The following is a 26,484-nucleotide window of genomic DNA, read 5'->3' as shown; positions in this document are numbered from 1 at the left end:
TCTTATTATATGCAATATTCGATAAAATTCTTATTATATGCAAATGTTTTGTTTGAAACATTGAGAATGCTTTTAGTACTTCTTATTTGAAGAATTTAGAAAATAGTAAAATAAGTTTCTTTATTCGTTTCTGAGAATGTCTTTTTTTTTGCATAACTATGGGAATAATACTTTCGATTTCAGAACTTCTGATTTTATCTAGTTCCATAAGTGCATCGTAAATTAAAGTGGGGATATTGTCTTTTATCCATTTACTTCGTTCTGATAACCCTAATTCTCTGTTATTGGAGCTGATTCCTGTGATATCAAAATCTGAAATTAGTAAGTTGATGTGCTTATAGCTGCATCCTTTTAATACAATGTTCTCCATCATATGTATCCAGTCGGATATAATTTTGTAATTAGTGTTGTATTTTTGTTTGTTAAATAGTGAATGATGAATGAAGGATGCAGGATGAGGTAGGTAACTTCTGAATAAGAATAGTCCATCTATTTCATTTGGAGGCACGACTTCTTCATCTTGAGTTTCTGAATGGATAATTCTCATATTGCCGCATATATATTTTGTGCCGTCAAATGAAATGGAAGATAGCACAGTGGGATTAGAAAGTATATCACCTGAATTTAAGAGGTATATATATTCTCCTTGGGCATGATTTATTCCCTTATTCATACCGTCATAAATCCCTTCATCTGGTTCTGATACCCAATATTTTAAATGAGAGGTGTTTTGAGAATATTCAAGAATGATTTCTCTACTTCCATCAGTTGAGTTTGCATCTATAATTATATGCTCGTAATCTGTATATGTTTGAGATTTGATACTTTGTATTGTTCTTTCTAAGCCATTTCTGTTGTTGAAATTGACTGTAATAATACTGAGGGTTGGTGTTCTCATTTTTATGCTGATTATAGTTTATTTTAGAAAATCATTTAGAACTTTTTGATAGACCATTTCTGTTTTTTTTGCAGCTTTTTCCCAAGAATATAGTTTAAGACGTTTTTTGCCTGCAATAATCAATCTTAATCGTTCTTCTTTATTATTTATAACGGTCGTGATGGTGTCTGTTATTGCTTCTACTGAATATGGATTAAAGTAGGCACCTGCATTACCTGCAATCTCAGGAAAACAACTGGTATTGCTTAATGCTACAGGGCAATTGCAAGCGTATGCCTCTAAAATAGGAATACCAAATCCTTCATATAATGAGGGATATACAAATAATAATGCTCGACTATATAGTTCACTTAATTCTTCATCATTGACGGAAAATTGTAATGTTTGACCCTCTACATGTAGCTTGTGAATTTGTTGTAACTCCTCTGGAGAGAAGGGTTTTCCTGTGCAAATTAAATATAAGTCTTTCATGCTTTTATGAATATTTGCAAATGCTTCCAAGAGCCGTTGAAAGTTTTTATAACTAGTTCTATCACCAACAAAAAGAAGGTATTTATTTGGCAATGAAAGCTTTTGTCTTCCTAATAGAGGCTGCATGCTGGTTCCATGATAAATAACATCAATTTTACTAGGAGCTATATTAAGTATTTCTACAATATCTTTCTTGGTATTTTCGCTAATTGCAATGATTCTATTTGCCTTAGTGATAATTTCTCTTTTTAGTTGTATGGTACCTTCAGCGCCACTGAAATATTCAGGGAGTCGTTCGTACGTCATATCGTGTACAGTAATAACAAAAGGATTATTACCTATGTACTTAAGGAAAGTAAGATCATAATAAGTTGGGTGGAAGATATATGGGGATGAACTCAATAGTGCTTTTTTTGTTAATTTTTGATTCTTACGATAGAACTTATATCTAAAAAATTTAAATAGAAAATCTGGGATATATAAGTAATGCTTACATATCTTGCTTTGTACTAAGTAATGGTTTTCTGTATAGCGTAATGAAATATCATACTTGATCTTTAATCTAGAGATTATCTCACAGAAGTATCGTGAGATGCCTCCAAACTTTTGTAAGTCAAATATGAGAGAATCGTACAATATATATGGTTGATTCATATTTTTGGACTACTTTTTTCTATAAATGTTAGTAATAAAGAGCGGAATTCATTCTCAAATCGTTTTAAATTCCAAGTGTTTTTTGAATATGATATATTTTCCTCTATAATTTTATGGAACTCTTCTTGAGGGAGTGTAACTCCCCATTTAATGGCCTTGCTTATGGCTTCAACAGATAACTCAGGCAACAGATATCCGTAATGTTCTATTTGGTCTATTGCTCCCCATTGAGATGTGATAGGAATGACGCCCATTTGCATTAGGGTTATGACAGAGCCAGGGCAACCTTCACTACCAGACGGAAAGATGTTGAATGCACAAAGATAGGCTAAGTTCATGAATTCTTTGGAACTGGTATCGAGAAAATTGTAAAATGCTATATTGGTGTGTTTTTCTATTTGCTTTTGATAGAACCTAATGAATTCCTCGTCAAGTGGGCCGACTACATGTAAATTGTATTGAGGGTTCTCTATGAAATATTCTAAAACTAAATCTAAACCTTTTAAAATACTTCCACTGGATCCAAACCACATGAAATCCTTCATTGAGACACTTTGCAATTTATGTTTTAGGTCGCATTCTTGAACAAAATTACTAGACTGATTAATTATATTAATTTTGTTCTGTAATTTAGGAGGATACGTTTGAATAGTAAATGAACTTCCTATTTGAAAAATGATGTCTGCTATCTCACAACTGTTATGTGCATCTACTAAACGCGAATATGGTAAATCCGTTCCATGTTTTGTATTAAATAGGTCTGTTCTGTCTTTTACCATTGTGAGTTGATGTTTCCAATAAGCTCCTGTTGCATAGTATATTTTAAGGGCTTGGGGATTTCTTTGACTCATGGTTACGAAGTTTGGTTCTAGACCAAATATGATATCATACTTTCGAGTATCGCATTCTTCAGGGGCATTGAAAAGTGCAATCTTAACATTATATCCTAAACTGTAAAATATATTACCAATAACTAGCGCTTCTCTTTTATTTTGATGGGATAGCATGTATTTTATATTCTTTTTATTGTAGTATACATCAGGAATATATGAAATATATACCCATTTTCTATTAAATAGGGAGTAGAGAATGTGACGTTTCTTGTTTCTTCTGAATATTTTGAGTCTCATGGATCAATTCGTTTTTTTAGAATATTTTTATTTAGATAAAGCTGAAGTCTATATCTTATTGTATTCGAAGAGCAAAGGTATAAAAATATCAAATGATAATAGTGTAATTATGACCTAAATCTATGTTGATAAAGAGAGTTTTTAAAAAAGATAAGAGATATTCATTTTTGAGAAACGTAAATATTATATTTGCAGGATATTAATGTAGAAATATGAATATTGTTTGTGCCGCTGATAGTGGTTATGTTCAACATTGCAGTGTGATGTTGATTTCGTTTTTTGAGAATAATCCTGGAGAAGAACATGCAGTTTATTTACTCACTGAGGGATTGAATGCGGATGATTTAGATTTTGTTCAAAAGATTGTTCATTCATATAATGGACACTTCTTTTATTGTCTGGTTGATTCCGAGTTTTTGGAAAGGTGTCCTATAAAGTCAACAGATCATTTGTCTATTGCTACTTATAATAGATTGTTTATGGCGGATCTTCTTCCGAGAAACGTGAATAAAGTTCTATATCTGGATTGTGATATCATTGTCAATCAATCTATAAAAGAACTTTGGGAAACACCTTTAGAGGACAATTTTGTTGTAGCGGCCTTTGAAGAAAGAGGATGTTGTGCTGAAGATGTGTATGAAAGACTGGATTACGACTCTAAATATGGATATTTTAATGCAGGTGTATTATTGTTGAATTTGGATTATTGGCGTACGCATAATATGACCCAAGCTTTTATAGAGTACATTGAACATAATTTTAATAAACTTAGAGCTCATGATCAAGATGTGTTAAATGCTTTTTTTCATGACAAGGCTGTACATATCTCTTTAGCCTGGAATGTCGAATTCATTTTCTATTATTATGGAATAATCAAGAAGTTTGGTTTTGATCGTGACCTAAGATTTATTTTGAGGCATCCAAAAATTCTTCATTTTACTTGGAAGCCAAAACCTTGGGAAGCTTCTTGTCGACACCCTTTTCGAATAAATTATTATCGTTATTTGAGAAAGATAAAAAAGAACCCACTCTCTTTTAGAGATATGTTACATGCTCTTTGGGACAAGTATTATTTTTGCTTTTTGGTTAAATGGAAAATAAAAGGGCATAAGTATTATAAACTTGTGTAAACTTTTTATTGGTTTTAGAAAGGTTTTAGTTGAGTTGCTGAAAATGTAAGATGTGAAAAATAATGTTGTTTTTATGTCTTGCTTAGCTTGTTGTTTATGTTGTTGTTTAAAAATGTACTGTGTCTATGCTTAGTCTTAAGGTTTCATAAGGCAAGTTGATTCAAATTCTATATATGATTGCCATGTTTATAAACATGCTCTTTTAAGTTGAATGAAATGATAATTTTTCTTACTTTTGGTGATTGTTAATCTTTTAATATTACTATTATGAAGAAATCTTATTATTTACTGGGCTTTTTGCCTCTTTTCTATTCTTGTTCAGAAATAGAAAATTTACCAAATGTTGAACCTTCAGTATCAAATCTAGCAACAAGGAGTGCTGGAGATGGAGTGTATGATGTATTAGGTTATGGCTATGATATAACCGATGAATACATGGGCGAGAATTCAACAAGGTTGAAAATCTTAGATGTGGAAGCATTTGTGAAAGCAAATCCTAATAGATTTGATAAGCAATTTTCAGGGGTAATTGATCAAAGATGTTTTGCAGGAGCAGATGCGCAATCTTTTTTATCTCAGATAATAACCGATACGAATTTTAGTGGTTCTGTAGGTTCTTTACCTGAGAAAAAAGATAAAGAAGGCTTTTTCTCAGGGACTATAACGACGGGATTCAAAACAAGTTCAAAATATTCTTATTCTTCAAAATACTCATTTGCTAGAGCGGAGGTTTTTAAAAAGCAAAGAAGATATTTGCTGAATACAGATATTGAAACCTTATCTAAATATTTGTTGTCTTCTTTTGTTGAAGATTTAAATAAGTATTCTGCGGATCGAATTGTGGAAATGTATGGAACGCATGTTCTGACTAATATAATAGTTGGAGGGAAATATACTGCATATTATAAATCAGCTATAATAGAAGAGAATAGTAGTACGGAAAAGACAGAGATTGTCAGTGCTGGGGCAAAATATAATCTAAGTAATATTGGACTTGATGCTCACGGTTCATGGAGCAAAACGGAAGTAGAGGAACGCAATAAGAAAAATTCTAATTGGGAATGCTATATTAAAGCTCTTGGTGGTTCTACTTCTGGTACTACTATTACGCTTGTACCCGAACAAGGACCAACTTTTACAATTAATTTGGGAGCATGGACAGAATCGGTTGATGACCAGCATTCTAGATTATTTGATGTCAACTGGAATGCTACGTATCCTATTTATGATCTAATTTCTGATCCTATAAAGAAGCAGGAAATAAAGGAGGCTGTATTTAGGTATATTGATAGTAAAAAGATAGAAATATTGAATACATCATTTGTTTATCAAAGCTATAATGGCAAAGAGCATTACTATTGCACATTCTATAGCCCATCTTATGGTTCAGGTGATCTTATATATGAAGCCCCTGTTTTTAGTATATATACAGAACAGGTGCTAGAGACTGTGCCTCTTTATCAGTATTGGAATGGGGGAGATCATTTTTACTCAACAGATTATTATCCTGGTGGCATATCTGGATATAGTTTTGAGGGACCATTAGGATATGTATATACTAAGCCGCATCCGGAAGCTATCGCTTTATATAGATATTTTAATGGGGTGGATCATTTTTATACTACTATTCTCGGATATTACGAAAGTTATAAATTTGAGTCTATTGAATGTTATGTGTTGCCATTAGAATAAAAAATATTTCTAAGAACCTGTTTGGATTTTCTTTAATAATAATTTATAGTTGGTTATTCAATTGATTGAAAACTAGATTACTATAAATATTGTGGTACGTTTTTGAAAAAAAAAGATAAAACAACATCCACTTTTAGAATTATGTTTTTGCGGAATAAGTTTATTTTTAATTCCAATACAGTTTATCCGTTCTCTTATTACTTTGCAAATTCTTTGTACGGATCGTCTATTAAGATAATAAAATTCAATAACTTTGCTTCTGATAAATGTAACGATAGAAATTAATTAAGTATTATCTATGATGCTGTTCAGATTATTTTTATATATTATTTGTACCGTTTTATTTTTAACGGCTTGTCAGAAAGGTGCTGTAGTAGAAGAACCTCCTGTAACAGACGAGTTGACTATTGAGCCTGCATCAGTTGTATTGGCTGTAGGAGAATCATGTCAGTTGGTAGCTAAATTGAATGGGATTCCATTGGACGGAAGTAAAGTGCGTTGGGAATCAAATAGTAATTTGGTTAATGTAGATGAGGATGGTAAAGTAACGGCTATTTTCCAAAATGAGTTTATTTCAGGATTACAAGTTGAAGCTGTAGTGCAGGGTTTTCATGCTATATGTCCGATTACAGTGTATCAAGAGTATAATTATAAATTTCGCCTGATTCTTAAAGATAAAGGCAGTACTGACTATTCATTAAATCAGCCAGAAAAGTTTTTATCGGCTAAAGCAATTGAAAGGCGGCGAAAAAGAAATATTGCTATAGATGATTCAGATCTACCCATATCTAAAGATTATCTGAAACAAATAGAACAGGTTGGAGGAAAAATAGTTTGCCAAAGTAAATGGTTGAAAACTGTTTGTGTGCAATGTGAAGACGAAAAACAGATTGACAAATATAAAAAGTTACCATTTGTTGAAGATATCGTGAAAGTATGGCGAGGTGAAACGGAAAAACAGAAACGAATAATTTCTTCGGTTAGCTCTTCAACAGGAGGAAATATGTCAGGTTATTCTTCAGAAGGTTATGGAGAAGCGTGGAGAAATATAATTCTTCATAATGGGCAAATATTGCATGAACGTGGATTCAAAGGAGAGGGTATTGATATTGCAGTCATTGATGCAGGATTTATGGATTTGCTTAATAATCCTACTTTAAATACTATGCATATTCAAGGTGCCAAGTCTTTTGTATATGAAGACTCGAACCCTTATAATAGCGATGAGCATGGTATTTGGGTCACGGCTTGTATGGCGACCGATAAGCCGGGATATTATATCGGAACTGCGCCGGAAGCTAATTATTGGCTTCTACGTTCGGAGGATTTGTCCGGTGAATATCCGGTAGAAGAGGATTATTGGGTAGCTGCCATAGAGTATGCCGATAGTGTAGGGGCAGATGTAGTGAATACTTCATTGTATTATACTGGGAATAGATGGCCTTTTCCTTCGCACGAGTATGAAGAGATGGATGGAAAAACTGCATTGCCAACACGAGCGGCTAATGTTGCTGCAAATAAAGGGATTTTTATTGCATGTTGTGCTGGTAATGATGGGAGTTGGGTTGGGACTCCGGCAGACTCTCCTAATGTATTGGCGGTAGGCTCCGTTACCACTACTGGTGGGATAGGCGATTTTACGGCGTATGGTATGACTGTTGATGGAAGGATGAAGCCTGATGTTGTAGCTCTTGGAACTTCGGCATGTACAATTGATATTGAGGGGAGGATTGATTTTAGAAATGGAACATCCTATGCAAGCCCTATCCTATGTGGGTTGGCAGCCTGTTTATGGCAAGCTTACCCTTGGCTGACTAATCAAGAATTATTGGAAATTTTGAAAAAGTCAGCAAATAGATATGATGTTCCGGAACTGCCTTATGGTTGTGGTATTGTTGATATTCAGAAAGCCATAGATTTAATTGAGGCTATGCAGGAGGAATAATGGTAAGTGCTGTCTGTAAACAGCAAAATTCTTCCTTTTTTGCTGTTTGCAAACAGCAAATGCTTATAATTGTAGTCTGAATTTATAATATAAGAATGGAGCAAAGAAATAAAGGAGATTTATGATATGTATCCTGATTTGCGAGTTGTATTTAGTACATCTTCTTTATTTAATATACTGAATGCGGTTGCCGACTTATCCAAGTGTTGTATTTCCTATGAGATGCAAGGACTTTCATATTGGCAGATGATATAGAAACCCCTTATCGGCATAAATTGCCAATCTGGATTGTTGGTTTTCTATATTGATTATACCTCTTCACATACAGGCATATCCATCCCTTTATACACCACTACAATTTTATGCAGCTTTGTGTTGCCGACAGCATTTTTCACCGTTTCCGTATCGGCATAGCGGTTGGCTTGGGCAATTGCTTCCTGACGCAACTCCTCCACACGGCTTTCGGGATCTTTATACTTGGCATACTTCAGTTCTACAATGTAACTGTGTTTCATGTCGGAATAGATTTCCAGCAATGGGCAGAGAAATATATCGACATAGCCGGCTTGTGTATCCTGCTCTGAAATGGGACGATAGAAACGATTCTGAGCCGTCATGGCAAGAGTGAAGCCGTGGACAAAGAATTCTCCTTTCTGTTTGTCACGCTGGGAGGCATAACGTTTCAGACAGTCGGCAATGTAGCCGAAATAGGCTAGCCAATCTCCCCGATAGGCGAGGGAACTGGACAGTTCGCTCTTTTCGTAACTGCTGAAATTAAGGTCAGCTTCATCATAGGTACTCAGCAGGTAGGTGTAGAGTTGTTCACGGACTACTTGATTGGGAATGGTAAGTTTGGTTTTACCTTCATGCGTACCACTGATGGTGAGCATACCGAAATAATAGAGTAGACTCACGAAGTTGCCCGGGTTGGTAATATTGGTGGCAGGAAAACTATCTTTTAAGTCTCCGGTAATATAACCCTGGTTCACTAAAGTCTGGATGATGGAAGCATCGTGGGCGAACTCCTTGTCCTTGCGGATGAGCATGCGCAACTTCTCATAATCGATACGGATGTTGCTCTCTATCATATTCTGCGGTGCTTTGCCGTCATTATCGAGGTAGTTTTTTACAAAATAGAGCACCATATTAGAGTTGTACATGGTGGTTTCACCATAACGTCCCTGTGCAAAGCAATAGTTGTCGTACCACGGTTTCATCATATCCAGCAGCTCGTCCACAGTGTGGTTGAAGTGGCTGGTGGTAGAATAATACGTCAGCATTTGCCGTACTTCCTCTTCCGTGAATCCTATCATTTCATTGAATTTGGGAGAGAGGGAGTAGTTAGTGCCGATATTGAATCCGCTGGTGAGGTCGTCCATCGTAACGGGACTGACGCCTGTGATGAAACAACGCTCGATGCTGGAATAGGTTCCTGCTTTCACCTTGTTGAAGAATGCGCGCAGATAGCCTTCGCCATGTGTCTCGTTGGTGTAGCGGTGCAAGCTTTCGGGATCGGCGAGGATGGCGTTGGTGAAGTGGTCGTATTCGTCGATGAAGAGATAGATTCGTTGGTTGGTTTTGTTACATTCCGTAAACAAATATTCAAATTGTTCTACCGCTCCTTCTTTCTCATCCAGTTTTTCCTTGATACCTTGAGGAAGATAATCGGCATAGATATCGCAAAAGTAGTCGAACATAGTTTGGCAATGTGCATCCAGTCCTTTACGATAATTGTGCAGTTCACCAACAATTCCTGAGAAGTTGAGATAGAGCACCAGATAGCTGTTGCGATCACGCGTAGGGTATTTCCCGATGTAAAGATCGCCAAACAAAGCATCAAACTTATCCTTGGCGGCTATATCGTAATAGTGTTGCAGCATGCTTACTGTCAAACTTTTGCCGAAACGACGAGGTCGGATGAAGAAGAAAAACTTATCCGCATTTTCTATTATGGGAATAAACCGGGTCTTGTCTACATAATAACAATCGTCGCGGCGAATCACGGCGAAGTTCATCATGCCGTAGGGGATGCGTTTCCTTTTGGGTGCTATATATTCTTCCATAACTGATGCCCTTTTTAAAAGTTTGCTTTGAATGCAAACAAAGGTACGCCCTTTCTGCTGTTTCTCCAAACAAAGATTCTTAAAAACACGGAACGCTTTCTTTATTATCTTACTTTCCTCCGAAATAATTAAACCGTATCATCTCATCCGAAATATCATATGCCTTCTTTGCAAACTCCACATCTTCCGGACTATACCCTTTCCCTTCCACGTTCATCTGTGAACCTACGGCGAATCCTTTCTTTTTAGGATTGAGAATACTTTCTCCCAGTCCGGTCCAATAATAATCGTCAAGTTGAAGTAGGTTCAGCAGGGTGGGATACATATCTATTTGCCCCATCACTTCATCGTAACGCATACCTATGGGAGAGTTGACAACGATGAAAGGAGTAAACTGCTTGTCGGACACGATACCTTTGCCACCGGGACTTTCGCATAGCTCTGCACGATAAGACGCTAACCCTTCGTGATCTCCTGTAATTACAATCAGCGTTTCCTTATATTGAGGGAGCGTTTTCAGATACTCCACGAATTTACCGATAGCCTTATCCGTGTAGCGGGCAGTGATCATATAATTACCCATCTTTTCCGGAATGTTGGAGGAGAATGAAATCTCTCTCAAATATTCCGGTAATATGAATGGAGCATGACCGGAATAGGTAATAAGCTGCATATATGCATTTTCCCCTTCTTTCCAGATCTCCCCTTTTTCTATCTTTTCCTGGCATTGGGCAAAGAATGAGCCGTCTCCGGTACGTTTGTGCGTGCCGAAAGCTTCCGTCAGTTCGAAGTCGTGATAGGCGATAATGGTATCCATACCGAAACTTTGGGCTATGGGACCTTGATTCCAGGTGGATATCTTATCTATGGTGAGCAGATAGTTGCGCGAATGATTCTTTTCGTGCATGGCTTTCTGCAACGAAGGATAGACATGATTGGGGTATTGGCTGCTGTATGTGCCGCTGTTGATGGGCAGCAATCCGGTACAGAGCATGAGTTGGGCATCTATGGAGCGTCCGCCTTTTACCTGTGTCAGTACGTGTGGGGCATAGATGGTGGTGGAGTCTTTCAGAAGTTTGTTCAGGTAAGGGGTGATTTCTTGTCCTTCCACTTCTTTCTCCAATACCCAGCTCTCCAATGATTCTGCCAGAATGATGATACAATTGGTGCGGCGATTAGTACTACTGTCCGGCAGGGCAACTTCGTGTTTGGGCTTTTTACTTAACCATTCTTCTATCTTTGCTTCCAGCTCAGGGGTTAACCTTTGTTGCTGACCTACCAGATCATAGCAAAGGCTACCGAAAATGGTATAGAGAGAAGGTCCGCTTGAACAGAAATATGCTTTGTCGCGATATTCCTTGTATGCATTTGAAAATCCGCCTTTAATCAGGGTCACTGTGCCAAAGATGCAGATGATAACTGCAAGTACCACGGAATAAGCAAGCACCGGTGCGGGACGCTTCTGATGTGCGGTTTTTGTACGCCGATGAATGACGGCAGCTGCAAGGGTGGATAATGGGAAAAGTATATCATACCAGCGAAGAGAGTCGAAAACGCTTCCGGTGAAATCGGCTAAGTTTCCTGATAATCCGTAGCTGTTCAGAGGAATGGCGGTATAATAGGTTCTGAAGTACATAAGATTGGCTATCAGCAGGAAATCCAGCAGGAACATGATGAACGCCTCTGTTTTCCACATACGGAAGAAGGCGTAAGGAATAAGTAATATAAGTGTGGCTATCAGTTTTGTTGTATAACATTCAACTGTAGAAAGGGAAGCAAAAGTAGTCGGGATACACCATAGTATGTCGAATAACATGAATTTCAGGAAAATAGTGATTCCGAATGTCAGTACGGACTTATCGATCTTTGTCATAATAAAGCGTTTGTTTTATATCCGGGCGCAAAGATACAATATATTTTTCCGATATCACTCCGTGTGCTATATAAATGAACTACAGAACTTATTTGTCGGGGCTTGTATGGATAAATCTCGTTAATATTGGATATATCTTCTTTAACTTAAAGATATTTCTTGTATCTTTGCACCCTTAATTCGTTAAATCCCAAGCAATGAAGGAATTCCTGCAATTGATGCGACGTTTTGTGTCGCCGTATAAGAAGTATATAGGATGGGCAATCGTGCTCAATGTTTTATCGGCTGTTTTCAATGTATTCTCATTCACTTTGTTGATTCCAATCCTGAATATCCTGTTCAAGACAGGTAGCGGGGAGAAAGTATACCATTATATGGAGTGGGGCAGCGATGATTTGAAAGATGTAGCAATAAATAACTTCTATTACTATGTTACTCGGTTGATAGAGGTGCATGGCCCGATAATGACGCTTCTGTTTATGGGGCTTTTCCTTGCTCTCATGACGATGCTGAAAACTTCCTGCTACTTCGGTTCTTCTGCGGTAATGATTCCTTTGCGTACAGGAGTTGTTCGTGATATCCGTATCATGGTCTATTCGAAAGTAATGCACTTACCACTTGGTTTTTTCTCTCAGGAACGGAAAGGAGATATCATTGCCCGTATGAGTGGTGATGTGGGAGAAATAGAAAACTCCATTACCAGTTCGTTGGATATGTTGCTGAAAAATCCGATTTTGATTCTGTTCTATTTTACAACACTGATTATAACCAGTTGGCAGTTGACCCTGTTCACCATCGTAGTACTTCCCGGAATGGGCTGGTTGATGGGGAAGGTCGGCAAGAAGCTGAAACGCCAGTCTTTGGAAGCGCAGGGCAAATGGAGTGACACCATGTCACAGCTGGAAGAAACTCTGGGTGGCTTGCGTATCATTAAAGCCTTTATTGCAGAAGATAAAATGGTGGATCGCTTTACCAGATGTAGTAATGAACTGCGTGATGCGACCAATAAAGTGGCCGTTCGTCAGGCGTTGGCTCATCCGATGAGTGAGTTCCTGGGAACGCTTTTGATTGTATTGGTGCTTTGGTTTGGCGGTATGTTGATTTTGGGTGATGAGCATTCTTCGCTGGAAGCCCCGACGTTCATTTTTTATATGGTTATTCTGTATAGCATCATAAATCCGTTGAAGGATTTTGCAAAAGCAGGATACAACATTCCGAAAGGTCTGGCCTCCATGGAACGTGTGGATAAGATTCTGAAGGCTGAGAATCCTATTAAGGAACCCGTAAACCCGCTTCCTTTGCATGGCATGAATCGGCAAATCGAGTTTAAGGATGTTTCTTTCAGTTATGATGGGAAGAGGGAAGTTCTGAAACATATCAATCTGGTTGTTCCGAAGGGGCAGACGATTGCGTTGGTTGGGCAGTCCGGATCGGGAAAATCTACGCTGGTAGATTTACTTCCGCGTTACCATGACATACATTTCGGTGAAATCATGATTGATGGCGTTAGTACCAAGAATTTCCGTATTCATGATTTGCGTGGCCTGATAGGAAATGTAAATCAGGAAGCGATCCTGTTTAATGATACATTCTTTAATAACATAGCATTTGGTGTGGAAAACGCCACACTGGAGCAGGTAATGGAGGCGGCGAAGATTGCCAATGCGCACGATTTCATTATGGAGACAGAGCATGGATACAACACAAATATCGGTGATCGTGGTGGCAAGCTTTCCGGAGGACAGCGTCAGCGTATCAGTATTGCCCGCGCTATTTTGAAGAATCCGCCTATTCTTATTCTTGATGAGGCTACTTCTGCTCTCGATACGGAATCCGAACGTCTGGTGCAGGAAGCTCTGGAGCGTTTGATGAAAACCCGTACTACAATTGCTATTGCCCACCGTCTTTCTACTATTAAAAATGCAGATGAAATCTGCGTACTCTATGAAGGAGAAATTGTGGAACGCGGCAGGCACGAGGCTTTGTTGGAGAAGGACGGATACTATAAGCGTTTGAATGATATGCAGTCTCTGTCTTAAACAGAACTGATATAACTATAAGTTTTTGTCAGTTTTACCTACACTACCTACACCCGGGAGGGTAAGATTTTCATTCATAGTATGTTATGTGGTGTAGGTAACGGTGTAGGTAGGTGTAGGCAATTGGTTTGCCTACACCGGCTTTTTTACTTTTCTTTATTTTGGGGGGGCGATAGGTGATTGCAACGACATTAGGGCTACTCCTTTCTTTATAATATAAACTAACATCTTGTTGGAATACAGTGTCTTACGACTATCTGGTGCTAGGGAACTTGCGTTCCTGCACTTGGAAACGAACGTTTCCCTTAATGGGAATTATCGTTTCCCTTAATGGGAACGCTCGTATCTCTTAATGGGAACTGTCGTTTCTCTTAATGGGAATGCTCGTATCTCTTCGTGGAAACGCTCGTTTCCTCTGTTGGGAACGGATACCGAAGCTTGTTTTGTTGACCTTAATGAATAGAGGAAAGGGGAATGGAAAGGCTTATTTTCTTCCGAAATCGGCAGGTATTTCTCCCCACTGTTTAGTTTCCCACTTCATGATTTTGGTGGTGTAGGTGTTTTCGCGCAGCCACTTTTCGGCGCGCTCTATCAGCTTGAATAGCTCTTCTGTTTTGGGTTCACGTGGCAGTTTTGTCTTGCATTTTTTCTGTTTTATCCAGCTGATGGCATTCACACTGTCGCTGTAGATGGGCATATCGAAGCCTTTCTGTTTCAACAGGGCGAGTCCGTGGACGATAGCAAGAAACTCACCGATGTTGTTTGTGCCATATACCGGTCCGAAATGGAATATTTCTTGTCGGCTGGCTACGTGTACACCGCGATATTCCATAGCTCCGGGATTACCGCTACAGGCAGCGTCTACGGCGAGACTATTCTCTACGACAGATGAAGGAAGGGGAGCATTCATATCTTTCTTCTGGGCGTGAGCAGCCGGAGAGGAGCGTTTGATATACTCATACGGAGAAGATCCAAAGGCTTTTTCCGCTTTTTCGCGCGTCTCGAACGACTTGTATTTCGCTCCTTCGTAGCCTTTGATTTGTAACTGACAGTCCGTCCAGGAAGTATAAATGCCCGGATTGACGCCTGACCATACAACGTAAAACTTCTCTTTATTCATAATTGGGTGCAAAGGTAATGCAAACTGGGAGGTGTACCAAAATATACTGTTTATTTTTAAGGTTAAGGCGTAGCTTGTTTTATTTACAGGTAAGAATCATGACTTTTTCATTTAAGAAATATTGTTCATCGCTTGTAGTTGTAGTACAAATCCTTATATATTCGTGCGCAGCGATGCGGGAGCACCACCTTAGGTGTTTCTTCTTATCGTTCATTTTTATTTTTTTTATAGGCGGAATTCAATAGAATATGATGTGTAGTCACAGCAGATACCATGTCATTCCAAAAGGTAATAATAGACAAGGTTAGAGATAAAGGAGGAGACTCGTGATAGAACTCAAGGCGAACCAAAGATCTTTGTGCTATGGGCTTGAACCAGGAACCTCCAGATTATGAGAACGATAATGTGATATTTTGCGATAGTCTGTTTTGTTAATCTTAATTGTATATCAAGCGGCTACGAATTTCACTATCTCCTATGAAGCTTACTAAATACCCCTAACTGAAACCGTTTGTTTACGCAGAGTTTGGAAGAGTAAATGTTGTCATTAAGCACATTTAACCTCTTGAGAGCATAGTTTTATTAATAATCAACGTTAAATAATTGCCCTGATAACTGCAATAGAGTGTTGCAGTTTCATTAGCAGCAATTATGTACGTGTACGTATACTATGTTGAAAAATGCCATTTTTCATACGGAAACAATTAAAATTCGCAATAAAATTGAAGAGAACGCAATAAAATATACTAATTCTTTCAAGAATATTCATATTTTACATGATTTCAAGGAAAAACTAGTAATTTTGCAGCTGAAGCGTTCAAAATGGTTATAGTATGGAACGAAAAATCAACCGCATCAAGGTTGCCTTGGTAGAGAAAGGCAAAACAAACAAGTGGCTTGCTGAGCGGGTTGGCAAGGACCCTGCCACCGTAAGCAAATGGTGTACTAATGCAGCACAACCAATACTGGAGATGCTGATGCAGATATCCAAGATACTTGATACCCCTCTCGACGCCCTTGTTCGCTTCGAGGAACTACCAGAAATAGAAAAAAACTATAAAAGCTGCATTTTTCAGAGGGATTCTATGATTTGGGAGAGCCCCATTGCAATTTTACAGGCAAATTTGTAACATTATGGCAATACTTACAGTATATACCGAACTACTCGATAACACATTAAGTGGTGCGCGTATCATTGATATGGGTACTCAACGATCATGTGCTTGCTTCGTGTTACCCAAAGATAAGGTGGCAGAAGTTGGTGCCAAGCATAAGTGGGTGAAACAGCACTCGTTTTATATACTCCTCGGTACGCATCCCAATACCGGGAAGCGTACCGGTTATGTTGGTGAGACAAATGATTTCACTCATCGAGTAATTGACCATAAGCAGAAAAAAGAGTACTGGGATACAGCACTTGTGTTTATCTCTAAATCAAACGAGATTTACAAGAGTGAGGTAAAATATTTGGAGTATCTTGGGTTAAAGGCTGCCAACGAAGCTGGTAACTATGAGATTGACAATACCAAGAAGGTTGAGAAGGAAACATTGTCGCCACACAAGGAAAACGAGATGAATGCTTTCTTTGAGGACATTCTGTTTCTTATCCGATTCTATGGTTGTGAGATTTTCGATAAGCCAAAAGAAATCATTAAGCCTGTAAATTATCATGAATTCCATCTGGATATGAATCAAATTGGTGTTCACGCTACGTTGCACTATTATCCTGATACAGATGAGTACTGCCTGAAAGCAGGTAGCAAGATTCTTTCCAGAGACCAGTCAAGTATGCCTAAGGAGATCGGTGTGATGCGCGAGGATTTCCGAAATAATAAGAAAGCATGTCAGAATGATGGAGATCTTCTCACGTTGCTACAGGACGTAAATGTAACAACCAAGAAACATTCTCCATCAGGTGCAGCTAGTTTCTGTACAGCCACAGCAATGCAAGGAACAACTGCATGGATTGATAACGACAACAAAACATTCGGGGAGATCTTCCCTAAAGAAAAATAACATGGATATTCAAGAGATAAAGAATACTATACATGCCCTTGTAGAGAAGTACGAGTCGAATCGTAATTTCTACAGAACCCCGAAATTTAACGAAACTCAAGTGAGAAATGAGTTTCTAGACCCTTTGTTTGAGGTTCTTGGTTGGGATATTCGTAACATGTCAGGTAAGAAGACAAATGAGCGTGAGGTGCTTTTGGAGGAATCACTTAAAGCCGATGCCGCCACTCATTCGAAGAAACCTGACTATACGTTTCGTCTTTTTGGTGAGCGCAAGTTCTTTTTAGAGGCAAAGAAACCTTGTGTGGATATCAGCACAGATGATAATCCTGCCAAGCAGGTTAGACGTTATGGATATACGGCTAACCTTAAGATTTCTGTGCTGTCTAACTTTGAAGACTTATATATCTATGATACTTCATATAAAGTTGAGGACGGAGATACTCTGGCCAAAGCTCGTATCAAAGCATATCATTATACTGACTATGAAAATGTAGCAGAAGAACTCCTTGAATTAGTTGGAAAGGAATCCGTATATACAGGACACTTTGAAGAAGTTTGGGATGACATTGAACTGAATGTAGTACATCAGTCGGTGGATTCGCTATTTCTGGAGCAAATAAACCAATGGCGTTTGATGCTTGGTCAACAAATCCTTTCTTATGATCCTGACTTGGAGATTGATTATCTAGGAGATATAGTTCAGAGCTACATCAATAAGATACTTTTCCTCCGTGTTTGTGAGGATAGAAATATTGAAACTTACCAACGTCTGCTTACTATTGCTGACCATAACAGTCATAAAGAACTCGTAGTAAAGTTTAAGGAGGCAGATAATAAGTATAATTCAGGCCTATTTGAGGAACTTATTTCTGAGGATGTAATCGGAAATATCAGCTCTTCGTTTTGGATGATAATCCGTCAGCTCTATTTCCCTGAAAGTCCATACTCGTTTACTGTACTTTCATCAGATATTCTTGGCCGCATTTATGAAATATTCCTTGCCGAGAAACTTGCCGCAGTAGATGGTGAACTTAAGATTGTTAAGAAACCCGAGAATGCGGAACGCGATATTGTTACTACACCAAACTTTGTAGTACGTGAAATATTACATCAAACTGCCGCAGAAATCATCCAAGGTAAGACTGCAAACGAAATCAATAACCTAAAATGTGCAGATATAGCGTGTGGCTCAGGTGCATTCTTGTTAGAGCTATACCAGTTGCTCTATGACTCATTAGTGGATTATTATTTTGAAAATGATCGTAGTAAGCTTGTTCAGACTAGTATTGACACTTACAAGTTGCCATATGAAGTGAAACGCAATCTGCTGGTTAACTGCATCTATGGCGTCGACAAAGACTTTAATGCCGTTGAAGCATGTAAATTTGGACTGTTACTCAAATTACTTGAAGGTGAGGACGTAAATTCTTTGTCTTCATTCCATCCAATATTACCTGACCTTTCAAATAATATCTTCTATGGCAACAGCCTTTTAAGTACAGCTGACGTTCCTGCTGATGATGCTCTCGAAATCAATCCATTTGATTTTGGTGACAGAACCTTTGACTTGATCGTTGGTAATCCTCCATACATGAAAACTGAGGATATCAAGGCATTTACTCCTAAGGAAAAATCTCTTTACGAAAAAGGGAATAGATATACGAGTGCATACAAGCAATATGATAAGTACTTCCTTTTCATAGAGCGCGCTTTAAATCTTTTGAAACCTGATGGTTACTTAGGTTACATAGTTCCGAGCAAATTCATGAAGGTTGGAGCAGCAAAAGAACTTCGCAACCTCATTGCCAATAATGCCTATCTCAAAACCATGATCTCGTTTGGTGCTCATCAAGTATTTGCAGACAAGTCAACCTATACTTGCATTATAGTGTTGGAAAAGAATAAGCATGAGAATTTCAAATATTCAGAAGTAAGCGATTTCATTGGTTGGAGAGTGAGGAATGTCAATGCTTATAAGTTCTGCGATCGCCCATCAGTCACAATCAATGCTGATACTTGGATATTGTGTACGGACGAACATTTGCCTTTATTAAATGCAGTAACTGCACATACTAAATCGCTTGGCGATATTGTTGGCGATGATTATATTTTCAACGGAATCCAGACAAGTGCGAATAAGATTTATGTATTTGTTCCAATATCAGAAACGCGAACCACCTACACCTTTAAAGCTTTTGACGGCAACGAATATGAAGTAGAAAAAGCAGTAACAAAGCCCTATTTCAAAACAGCTCAGGGAGCGGATGCAATGAGCACTTATCGTACATTTAAGCCCAATGCTCGTGTATTCTTCCCATATAAAAAGGATAATGATGGACATCTACAGTTGATACCTCTTACAATTATCCAAAGACGTTATCCTCTGTTCTATACATTCTTGATGGCTGCAAAGCCTGAACTGAATAAGGCATCCAGGGATATTCAACCCAAGCCAACTACTGCGGACGAATGGTATCGTTACGGCAGACACCAAAGTCTGGAAGCGTGTGAGGTAGAAGAAAAGATGATAGTAGGTGTATTGGCTCAGACTGATAAATATGCCATAGACAACAATGGAACTTTAGTATCATCTGGCGGTACAGCTGGTTATTGCCTGGTTAGTGTTCCTTCAGATAGTCAGTATTCAATTTACTACATACAAGCCATCTTGGGGTCGATTCAGGGAGAATGGCTTGCTTCTCTCTATGGTGAGATATTCCGTGGTGGTTACATAGCTCGTGGTACAAAGGTATTGAAACAAATACCAATCCGGGAAATTGACTTTACTGATCAAAATGAACGAAATGTTCACGATGATATCGCCGATCGTCAAAAGAGGCTCATTGAGTTAGGCGATAAGATAAGTAAGGCAGCAAAGAACCGAAGGAGCCTTATACCATTACAACGCCAATTTGATTTACTCAAACACGAGCAGCAGAATGTCATCAACATGCTTTACGGCATGACGAATGATGAAGTATCATTAATTCCTAAGATAAAAGAACTCTATGCAGCTGATTGAAAATGCAACTGACCAGAAGCTGAGAGGTGCTTATTATACTCCTCCGGCAATAGCCAGATTTATCCTGCAATGGGGAATTAATGGCAGTAAGGATTTGGACATCCTTGAACCGAGTTGTGGTGACGGTGTGTTCCTAAAGTGCATTGGCAACGATGCAATGTCCTACAATAGTGTTACTGCAGTTGAATACGAAGCAGGAGAGGCAGAGAAGGCTCAAGCAATAGGCTTGCATGATTCGGAAGTAATCAATGCCGACTTTCATCGTTTCTGCCTTGATACTGATAAGCGTTTCAACTTAGTGGTTGGAAATCCTCCGTTCATTCGTTATCAATATTATGATCCTGAGCAGCAGGAATTAGCAGATGAAATATTCAGGCGTTCTACGTTGAAGAGAACAAAACTGACGAATGCCTGGGTTACATTTGTGGTAGGATGCAGTCAGCTATTGGCCGAGACAGGCAAGATGGGGTTTGTTCTCCCATCCGAACTTCTTATGGTGAAGTATGCCCAGCAATTACGCCAATACCTTGCAAAGAACTTTAACAGGATAAACATCATTTCTTTTGAGAATCTTGTTTTTGAGGAAATCCAGCAAGAGGTTGTCCTGCTATTGTGTGAGAAGAACGGAACAGATGAGCACTTGATTGAACACATCGAGGTAAAGGATGCTGATGGTTTGCTTACTCTTGATCCTCATAGATTAAAATTTCCTACCAAGAAGATAGATTTCCATACTGATAAGTGGACATCCTATTTCCTTGAAAATAAAGAACTCGACCTGTTGGAGAAGGTAAAGCGTAATATGCCGTCTATTTCTACTTATGCAAATGTAGAAGTTGGAATAACAACAGGTGCTAACGATTACTTCACAGTACCGGAATCTGTAGTAACTCTCTATAACCTAGAAGAGTATGCAAGACCTATGGTCGGCAGAAGCGTACAAGTGAGCAGCCTGTGTTTTACGAAAAAAGATTGGAAGGCAAATGTGGATTCGGGAGCGAAAGCATATCTTCTTGTCTTTCCTCCTGGAGCAAAAGAGAATGGCAATGATGGTGTAAGAGCTTATATTGAGAATGGTGAAAAGAAAGGTGTAAACAACGGTTACAAAACAGGAATACGTGACGAATGGTACATAATTCCATCCATTAAGCTTTCTGATGCACTTTTCCTTCGTCGCAACAACCTGTATCCGAAATTCGTGTTGAATGAGGCTAAGGCTTACACAACTGATACTATGCACCGAGTATTCATCAAGGAGGGCGTGAACAAGAAAGCATTCGTGGCAAGTTACTATAACTCTTTATCATTTATTTTTGCAGAGATTCTAGGTCGCAACTTTGGTGGTGGTTGTTTGGAACTCATGCCAAGTGAAGTAGGTGGCGTCTATATGCCTTATCGCGTTGAGAACGAAGCATTGTTTGCTGAGATCGACAGAATGTTACGTCAGAAAAGAACCGCAGACGAGATTCTTGATTATACTGACAGAATAACCCTTCATGAAGGTATGGGGCTTAGTATGGAAGAGATTCAAATCGCTCGTTCCATCTGGCATAAGATTATGGGCAGACGTTTAAGCCGTGAGACCCTCGAAAAGGAAGAAGTGAAGGTTGAGAAGAAGACAAGGTACACTCAACTGAACTTCCTTGACTTATTCAAGCAGTATCAAAACAATAGCATCGTTGAGAACTGCATTGTTCGTGAGGATATGGCTGAATACGTTACATCATCTCACAAGCATCTTATCGACGAGTCTAAGAACGTGCTTATCAGCCTTGTTAAGAAGGATAACTTCGAGCAATACCTTGATAAGTCTGCCAAGATTTATTATACAGGTAAGAAATTCCCATCAAAAGTTGCTCTCAACAAGTTGTACTACTTCATGCCTTATTTGAAGGGTAAGGGCATTCGCGACTTGTACTTGATAAAGATTGCACGAGTAGGCACACGCAAGGAAGGTCAATCAGGTGAAGATAAGAATGACTTCCGCTTGGTCTTCGAAATTGAGTACGTAACCCAGCTCTTTGATGATTATCAGTTGATAGACTTGAAGATCTGGAGAACGTTTACGGATACTACAATGAAGGATTTGTTAAGATAGATAGATTATGATTTACAAGACCTTATATGACAAATTGAAAGGTTGTTCTATAGATGATAATTCTGAGAACGATATTGTGTTACGTCTACAAACGCAATATACTGTGCAATGTGAGTGTTTGGATAAGAATTATTTTCATAGCCATAAGGCGTATGAATCTAGACAAAAGCTGCATGATATTTGTGACTCCATAATTGGAGTTACTTAGAAAAGTAGAAGCCGGCAATAGATTATCTGTATCAATCCTATCTCAAAGGTGAAGTGCTTTGATTTGTAGGCTGTTTTTGAACAACTTACTCCTTTCGTTTGTTCCACTATATAAGACAAAAGTGATAATTACGAAAAGAAAGGATTAGATATGATCAGAGAACGGACATTTGCTGAGGCATTGGAACATCGCCGCAGCTATTATTCCATCAGTAACGACTCTCCGGTGCAGGACGAGGAAATTGTACACATCATCCGTACAGCAGTTAAACATGTGCCTTCGGCATTCAACTCGCAGACTACACGTATTGTGTTGTTACTGGGGGACGAACATCAGAAATTATGGAGAATCGTGAAGGATCAGCTGGAAGAACGCCTGTCCGAAGAACAATATCGCCAGTCGGAGAAGAAGATCGATACTTCATTCTCTTGTGGATATGGCACGATACTCTTCTTTGAAGACCGTTCCATTGTGGAAGGACTGCAAAAACAATTCCCTACTTATCATGAGAATTTCCCGACGTGGTCGCAACATACTTCTGCCATGCATCAGCTGGCCATCTGGACCATGCTCGAAGATAAAGGTCTGGGCGCTTCGCTGCAACACTATAACCCGTTGATTGACGAAGATGTACGCAGCACGTGGCATCTTCCCGAAACTTGGCAGTTGATTGCACAGATGCCTTTCGGTACTCCTGTAGCCGAACCGGGCGCGAAAGAATTTGATGATTTGAGCGAACGCATTAAAATTTTTATCTGATAGTAAATCTCTCAGAATAGAATTGCTTACCTTTGTACGCAAAGGTAAGCGCTTATGATACGTATTTTCTTAACCGGCTACATGGGAGCCGGTAAAACCACTTTAGGAAAGGCTTTTGCCCGCGAACTGAATATACCGTTCATCGATCTGGACTGGTATATCGAAGAACGTCTTCACAAATCCATACGTGAATTGTTCGTCGAGCGGGGAGAGGCCTCTTTTCGTGAACTGGAGCGAACCATGCTGCATGAAGTGGCTGAGTTTGAAAACGTCATTATCTCGACCGGAGGCGGTACTCCTTGCTTCTTCGATAACATGGAGTATATGAACGAGCATGGACAGACCGTTTTTCTGGATGTTCATCCTGACGTTTTGTTCCGCCGCTTACGAGTGGCTACGCAGCAACGTCCTATTCTGCAAGGAAAAACGGACGAGGAACTGCGGACTTTCATTATAGAAGCCTTGGAAAAACGTGCTCCGCACTATGGTAAGGCAAGGTACCGTTTCGATGCCGGACAGTTGGAAAGCCGTCGGCAAATTGCGGATTCTGTGCAGCAATTACGTAACTTGCTGGGCATTTAACCGCTTGTAAATGTGTAATTTTAGGAGGAAAACGCAATAAATATCGAGAATTATCGTATTTTTGTCGCCCTATTAAAATCAAACAACAAACATCTGAGTTACAAAAAATGAGAAAATGGCGTATTGAAGATTCAGAAGAGCTTTACAACATTACAGGTTGGGGCACTTCGTACTTTGGTATCAATGACAAAGGTCATGTAGTGGTGACACCTCGTAAAAACGGTGTCGGCGTCGATTTGAAAGAATTGGTGGATGAGTTGCAATTGCGAGACGTGGCGGCTCCTATGCTGATACGTTTTCCCGATATTCTGGACAACCGGATTGAGAAAACTTCTTCATGTTTTAGGCAGGCCGCTGAGGAATACGGCTATAAAGCGCAGAACTTTATCATCTATCCTATCAAGGTTAATCAGATGCGCCCTGTGGTTGAGGAGATTATCAGCCATGGAAAGAAATTCAATCTTGGGTTGGAAGCCGGGTCGAAGCCTGAACTTCATGCCGTGATTGCTATTAACTCAGATTCTGACTCGTTGATTATCTGCAACGGCTATAAGGATGAGAGCTATATAGAGTTGGCTTTGCTTGCCCAGAAGATGGGTAAACGTATTTTTCTTGTAGTAGAAAAAATGAACGAGCTAAAGCTGATAGCCAAGATGGCGAAGCAGCTGAATGTTATGCCTAATATTGGTATTCGTATCAAGCTGGCTTCTTCAGGAAGCGGCAAATGGGAAGACTCAGGCGGCGATGCAAGCAAGTTTGGACTCAGTTCCAGTGAATTGCTCGAAGCACTTGACTTTTTGGAGTCAAAAGGGCTGAAAGATTGTCTGAAATTGATACATTTCCATATCGGAAGCCAGGTTACAAAAATCCGTCGTATTAAGACAGCCTTGCGCGAAGCATCTCAATTCTATGTGCAGCTTCACGCTATGGGATTCAAAGTCGAATTCGTTGATATCGGTGGTGGCTTGGGGGTAGATTACGATGGAACGCGCTCGTCCAGCAGCGAAAGCAGCGTCAATTATTCCATTCAGGAATATGTGAATGACTCTATTTCCACTTTGGTGGATGCCAGTGATAAAAATGATATCCCCCATCCCAATATTATTACGGAAAGCGGACGTGCGCTGACTGCCCATCATTCCGTACTTATTTTTGAAGTGTTGGAAACCACCACTTTGCCCGAATGGGATGATGATGAAGAAGTAACTGAGGAAGACCATGAACTGGTGCAGGAACTTTATGGCATCTGGGACACGTTGAATCAAAATAAGATGCTGGAAGCCTGGCACGATGCACAGCAAATCCGTGAAGAAGCGCTTGACTTGTTCAGTCATGGAATCGTGGACTTGAAGACACGTGCGCAGATTGAGCGTCTTTACTGGTCTGTTATGCGTGAGGTGAACCAGATTGCAGGCGGCTTGAAGCATGCTCCCGATGAACTTCGCGGATTGCCGAAACTGTTGGCGGATAAATATTTCTGTAACTTCTCGCTGTTCCAGTCCCTGCCGGATTCCTGGGCTATCGACCAGATATTCCCGATTATGCCCATTCAGCGTTTGGATGAACGTCCCGACCGTGCGGCAACCTTGCAGGACATCACTTGTGACTCGGATGGAAAGATCGCTAACTTTATCTCGACTAAGAATGTGGCACACTATCTGCCCACTCATTCTTTAAAGAGTAAGGAACCTTATTATATGGGTGTGTTCCTGGTAGGTGCCTATCAGGAGATTCTGGGTGATATGCATAATCTTTTCGGTGATACGAATGCTGTGCATGTATCTGTTAACGAGAAGGGATATACCATCGAACAAGTGATTGATGGTGAAACTGTAGCGGAGGTGCTTGACTATGTTCAATATAGCCCTAAGAAGCTGGTGCGTACACTGGAGACTTGGGTGACTCAATCAGTAAAAGAGGGACGTATTTCGTTGGAGGAAGGTAAAGAATTCCTTTCCAATTATCGTTCCGGTCTGTACGGATATACTTATTTGGAATAAGAATATGAGAGAAAAACTGACAGTAATAAAGGTGGGTGGCAAAATCGTGGAGGAAGAAGCTACCCTCCATAAGTTGTTGGATGACTTTGCAGCTATCGAGGGCTACAAAGTCTTGGTACACGGAGGTGGCCGTTCGGCCACAAAATTGGCTGCCCGGCTGGGCATTGAAAGCCAGATGGTAAACGGGCGTCGTATCACGGATGCCGAAACGCTGAAAGTAGTGACGATGGTGTACGGCGGGCTGGTAAACAAGAATATTGTAGCCGGACTTCAGGCGCGTGGTGTCAATGCACTGGGATTGACAGGCGCGGATATGGATGTAATCCGTTCCATGAAACGCCCGGTGAAAGATGTTGACTATGGCTTTGTGGGTGATGTAAAGCAAGTGAATGCAGAGTTTTTGGGTGATTTGATCCATAAAGGAGTAGTTCCCGTAATGGCTCCGCTGACGCACGACGGTGCAGGCAATCTGCTGAATACAAATGCCGATACCATTGCAGGAGAGACTGCAAAAGCCCTTGCCGCTTTGTTCGATGTGACATTGGTATTCTGTTTTGAGAAGAAGGGTGTGCTTCGTGACGAGAACGATGACGATAGCGTGATACCCCAGATCACTCCCGCCGAATTCAAACAATACGTAGCGGACGGTGTTATTCAAGGAGGTATGATACCCAAGCTGGAGAATTCTTTTGAAGCTTTGAATGCGGGAGTAACTGAAGTGGTAATTACCTTAGCGTCAGCAATTAACGAAAATAGCGGAACCCGCATCAAAAAATAATTCAAA

Annotated in this window: 17 protein-coding genes and 2 pseudogenes; 13 read left to right on the top strand and 6 right to left on the bottom strand. The window is 39.6% G+C overall.

The genetic code is table 11. From position 1 onward, the window contains the following. Nucleotides 1–82: 82 nt before the first annotated feature. Genes BN161_RS09650 through BN161_RS09640 form a run of 3 tightly spaced genes read right to left on the bottom strand, consistent with a single transcriptional unit; the run spans nt 83 to nt 3,153 of the window. Entirely contained in the window at nt 83–898 is an 816-nt protein-coding gene (locus tag BN161_RS09650) for a glycosyltransferase family 2 protein (protein WP_044265365.1), read from the bottom strand. 18 nt (nt 899–916) lie between these two features. Further along, nucleotides 917–2,023: a glycosyltransferase family 4 protein gene (locus tag BN161_RS09645; RefSeq protein WP_044265362.1), complete on the bottom strand. Its 1,107-nt coding sequence runs from the start codon at nt 2,021–2,023 to the stop codon at nt 917–919. Continuing rightward, entirely contained in the window at nt 2,020–3,153 is a 1,134-nt protein-coding gene (locus tag BN161_RS09640) for a glycosyltransferase (protein WP_044265360.1), read from the bottom strand. Before BN161_RS09640 ends, BN161_RS09645 begins: the two co-directional genes overlap by 4 nt. Before the next feature lie 212 nt (nt 3,154–3,365). On the opposite strand from BN161_RS09640, the gene BN161_RS09635 reads away from it, so the two are divergent. From BN161_RS09635 to BN161_RS30475, 4 genes and pseudogenes are all read left to right on the top strand, one after another. Then, nucleotides 3,366–4,283, top strand: coding sequence for a glycosyltransferase family 8 protein (locus tag BN161_RS09635; RefSeq protein ID WP_044265358.1), 918 nt, complete (start codon nt 3,366–3,368; stop codon nt 4,281–4,283). Between the two features lie 267 nt (nt 4,284–4,550). After that, the gene (locus BN161_RS09630; RefSeq protein ID WP_074435116.1) at nt 4,551–5,975 is read left to right on the top strand and encodes an MAC/perforin domain-containing protein; all 1,425 of its coding nucleotides are present in this window, start codon (nt 4,551–4,553) and stop codon (nt 5,973–5,975) included. 298 nt (nt 5,976–6,273) lie between these two features. After that, on the top strand, nt 6,274–7,920 hold the full coding sequence (locus BN161_RS09625; protein WP_052356225.1) for a S8 family peptidase: 1,647 nt from the start codon (nt 6,274–6,276) through the stop codon (nt 7,918–7,920). Between the two features lie 96 nt (nt 7,921–8,016). After that, nucleotides 8,017–8,160, top strand: a pseudogene (locus tag BN161_RS30475) (AAA family ATPase); the annotation flags it as partial. 68 nt (nt 8,161–8,228) lie between these two features. On the opposite strand, the gene BN161_RS09620 reads toward BN161_RS30475, so the two are convergent. Then, nucleotides 8,229–9,983: an AAA family ATPase gene (locus BN161_RS09620; protein ID WP_044265355.1), complete on the bottom strand. Its 1,755-nt coding sequence runs from the start codon at nt 9,981–9,983 to the stop codon at nt 8,229–8,231. A 109-nt stretch (nt 9,984–10,092) separates the two neighbouring features. Continuing rightward, nucleotides 10,093–11,856 (bottom strand): LTA synthase family protein, encoded by a 1,764-nt coding sequence (locus BN161_RS09615; protein WP_044265353.1) that lies wholly within the window; start codon nt 11,854–11,856, stop codon nt 10,093–10,095. 197 nt (nt 11,857–12,053) lie between these two features. Between BN161_RS09615 and BN161_RS09610 the strand changes: the two genes are divergently transcribed. Then, entirely contained in the window at nt 12,054–13,895 is a 1,842-nt protein-coding gene (locus tag BN161_RS09610; protein ID WP_044265351.1) for an ABC transporter ATP-binding protein, read from the top strand. Between the two features lie 484 nt (nt 13,896–14,379). Here the strand turns inward: BN161_RS09610 and BN161_RS09605 are convergent, their stop codons facing one another. After that, on the bottom strand, nt 14,380–15,015 hold the full coding sequence (locus tag BN161_RS09605; RefSeq protein WP_044265349.1) for a ribonuclease H1 domain-containing protein: 636 nt from the start codon (nt 15,013–15,015) through the stop codon (nt 14,380–14,382). Nucleotides 15,016–15,848: 833 nt separating this feature from the next. On the opposite strand from BN161_RS09605, the pseudogene BN161_RS30470 reads away from it, so the two are divergent. The 8 genes and pseudogenes from BN161_RS30470 to argB all read left to right on the top strand — a co-directional run. Then, a pseudogene (locus BN161_RS30470) lies at nt 15,849–16,040 on the top strand (helix-turn-helix transcriptional regulator); the annotation flags it as partial. A 109-nt stretch (nt 16,041–16,149) separates the two neighbouring features. Beyond that, the gene (locus BN161_RS09595; RefSeq protein ID WP_044265347.1) at nt 16,150–17,031 is read left to right on the top strand and encodes a GIY-YIG nuclease family protein; all 882 of its coding nucleotides are present in this window, start codon (nt 16,150–16,152) and stop codon (nt 17,029–17,031) included. 1 nt (nt 17,032) lies between these two features. Continuing rightward, nucleotides 17,033–20,053 carry an Eco57I restriction-modification methylase domain-containing protein gene (locus tag BN161_RS09590; protein ID WP_044265343.1) on the top strand — a complete coding sequence of 1,007 codons (3,021 nt, stop codon included), beginning with the start codon at nt 17,033–17,035 and terminating at the stop codon, nt 20,051–20,053. After that, complete coding sequence (locus BN161_RS09585) at nt 20,040–22,151, top strand: Eco57I restriction-modification methylase domain-containing protein (RefSeq protein WP_074435115.1); 2,112 nt, start codon at nt 20,040–20,042, stop codon at nt 22,149–22,151. The genes BN161_RS09590 and BN161_RS09585 overlap by 14 nt, the downstream gene beginning before the upstream one ends. A 358-nt stretch (nt 22,152–22,509) precedes the next feature. After that, entirely contained in the window at nt 22,510–23,118 is a 609-nt protein-coding gene (locus BN161_RS09580; protein WP_044265341.1) for a nitroreductase family protein, read from the top strand. A 54-nt stretch (nt 23,119–23,172) separates the two neighbouring features. Further along, nucleotides 23,173–23,700, top strand: coding sequence for a shikimate kinase (locus tag BN161_RS09575; protein ID WP_044265339.1), 528 nt, complete (start codon nt 23,173–23,175; stop codon nt 23,698–23,700). Between the two features lie 107 nt (nt 23,701–23,807). Then, a complete protein-coding gene (gene speA, locus BN161_RS09570; RefSeq protein ID WP_044265338.1) occupies nt 23,808–25,700 on the top strand; it encodes a biosynthetic arginine decarboxylase in 1,893 nt (630 codons plus the stop codon). Nucleotides 25,701–25,704: 4 nt separating this feature from the next. Then, on the top strand, nt 25,705–26,478 hold the full coding sequence (gene argB, locus BN161_RS09565) for an acetylglutamate kinase (RefSeq protein ID WP_044265335.1): 774 nt from the start codon (nt 25,705–25,707) through the stop codon (nt 26,476–26,478). Nucleotides 26,479–26,484: the final 6 nt, after the last annotated feature.

The sequence above is a fragment of the Bacteroides timonensis genome, from assembly GCF_000513195.1.
In the GTDB taxonomy this organism is placed as follows: Bacteria; Bacteroidota; Bacteroidia; order Bacteroidales; family Bacteroidaceae; genus Bacteroides; species Bacteroides timonensis.
Note: the sequence above shows the minus strand (reverse complement) of the source record. Positions and strands in the feature narration are given on the sequence as shown.

Coding starts and splice junctions, on each gene's coding strand:
- BN161_RS09650 (WP_044265365.1), bottom strand. CDS start 898: ATGAGAACACCAACCCTCAGTATTATTACAGTCAATTTCAACAACAGA.
- BN161_RS09635 (WP_044265358.1), top strand. CDS start 3,366: ATGAATATTGTTTGTGCCGCTGATAGTGGTTATGTTCAACATTGCAGT.
- speA (WP_044265338.1), top strand. CDS start 23,808: ATGAGAAAATGGCGTATTGAAGATTCAGAAGAGCTTTACAACATTACA.
- BN161_RS09580 (WP_044265341.1), top strand. CDS start 22,510: ATGATCAGAGAACGGACATTTGCTGAGGCATTGGAACATCGCCGCAGC.
- BN161_RS09630 (WP_074435116.1), top strand. CDS start 4,551: ATGAAGAAATCTTATTATTTACTGGGCTTTTTGCCTCTTTTCTATTCT.
- BN161_RS09610 (WP_044265351.1), top strand. CDS start 12,054: ATGAAGGAATTCCTGCAATTGATGCGACGTTTTGTGTCGCCGTATAAG.
- BN161_RS09640 (WP_044265360.1), bottom strand. CDS start 3,153: ATGAGACTCAAAATATTCAGAAGAAACAAGAAACGTCACATTCTCTAC.
- BN161_RS09625 (WP_052356225.1), top strand. CDS start 6,274: ATGATGCTGTTCAGATTATTTTTATATATTATTTGTACCGTTTTATTT.
- BN161_RS09615 (WP_044265353.1), bottom strand. CDS start 11,856: ATGACAAAGATCGATAAGTCCGTACTGACATTCGGAATCACTATTTTC.
- BN161_RS09595 (WP_044265347.1), top strand. CDS start 16,150: ATGGCAATACTTACAGTATATACCGAACTACTCGATAACACATTAAGT.
- BN161_RS09575 (WP_044265339.1), top strand. CDS start 23,173: ATGATACGTATTTTCTTAACCGGCTACATGGGAGCCGGTAAAACCACT.
- BN161_RS09620 (WP_044265355.1), bottom strand. CDS start 9,983: ATGGAAGAATATATAGCACCCAAAAGGAAACGCATCCCCTACGGCATG.
- BN161_RS09645 (WP_044265362.1), bottom strand. CDS start 2,023: ATGAATCAACCATATATATTGTACGATTCTCTCATATTTGACTTACAA.
- BN161_RS09585 (WP_074435115.1), top strand. CDS start 20,040: ATGCAGCTGATTGAAAATGCAACTGACCAGAAGCTGAGAGGTGCTTAT.
- BN161_RS09605 (WP_044265349.1), bottom strand. CDS start 15,015: ATGAATAAAGAGAAGTTTTACGTTGTATGGTCAGGCGTCAATCCGGGC.
- argB (WP_044265335.1), top strand. CDS start 25,705: ATGAGAGAAAAACTGACAGTAATAAAGGTGGGTGGCAAAATCGTGGAG.
- BN161_RS09590 (WP_044265343.1), top strand. CDS start 17,033: ATGGATATTCAAGAGATAAAGAATACTATACATGCCCTTGTAGAGAAG.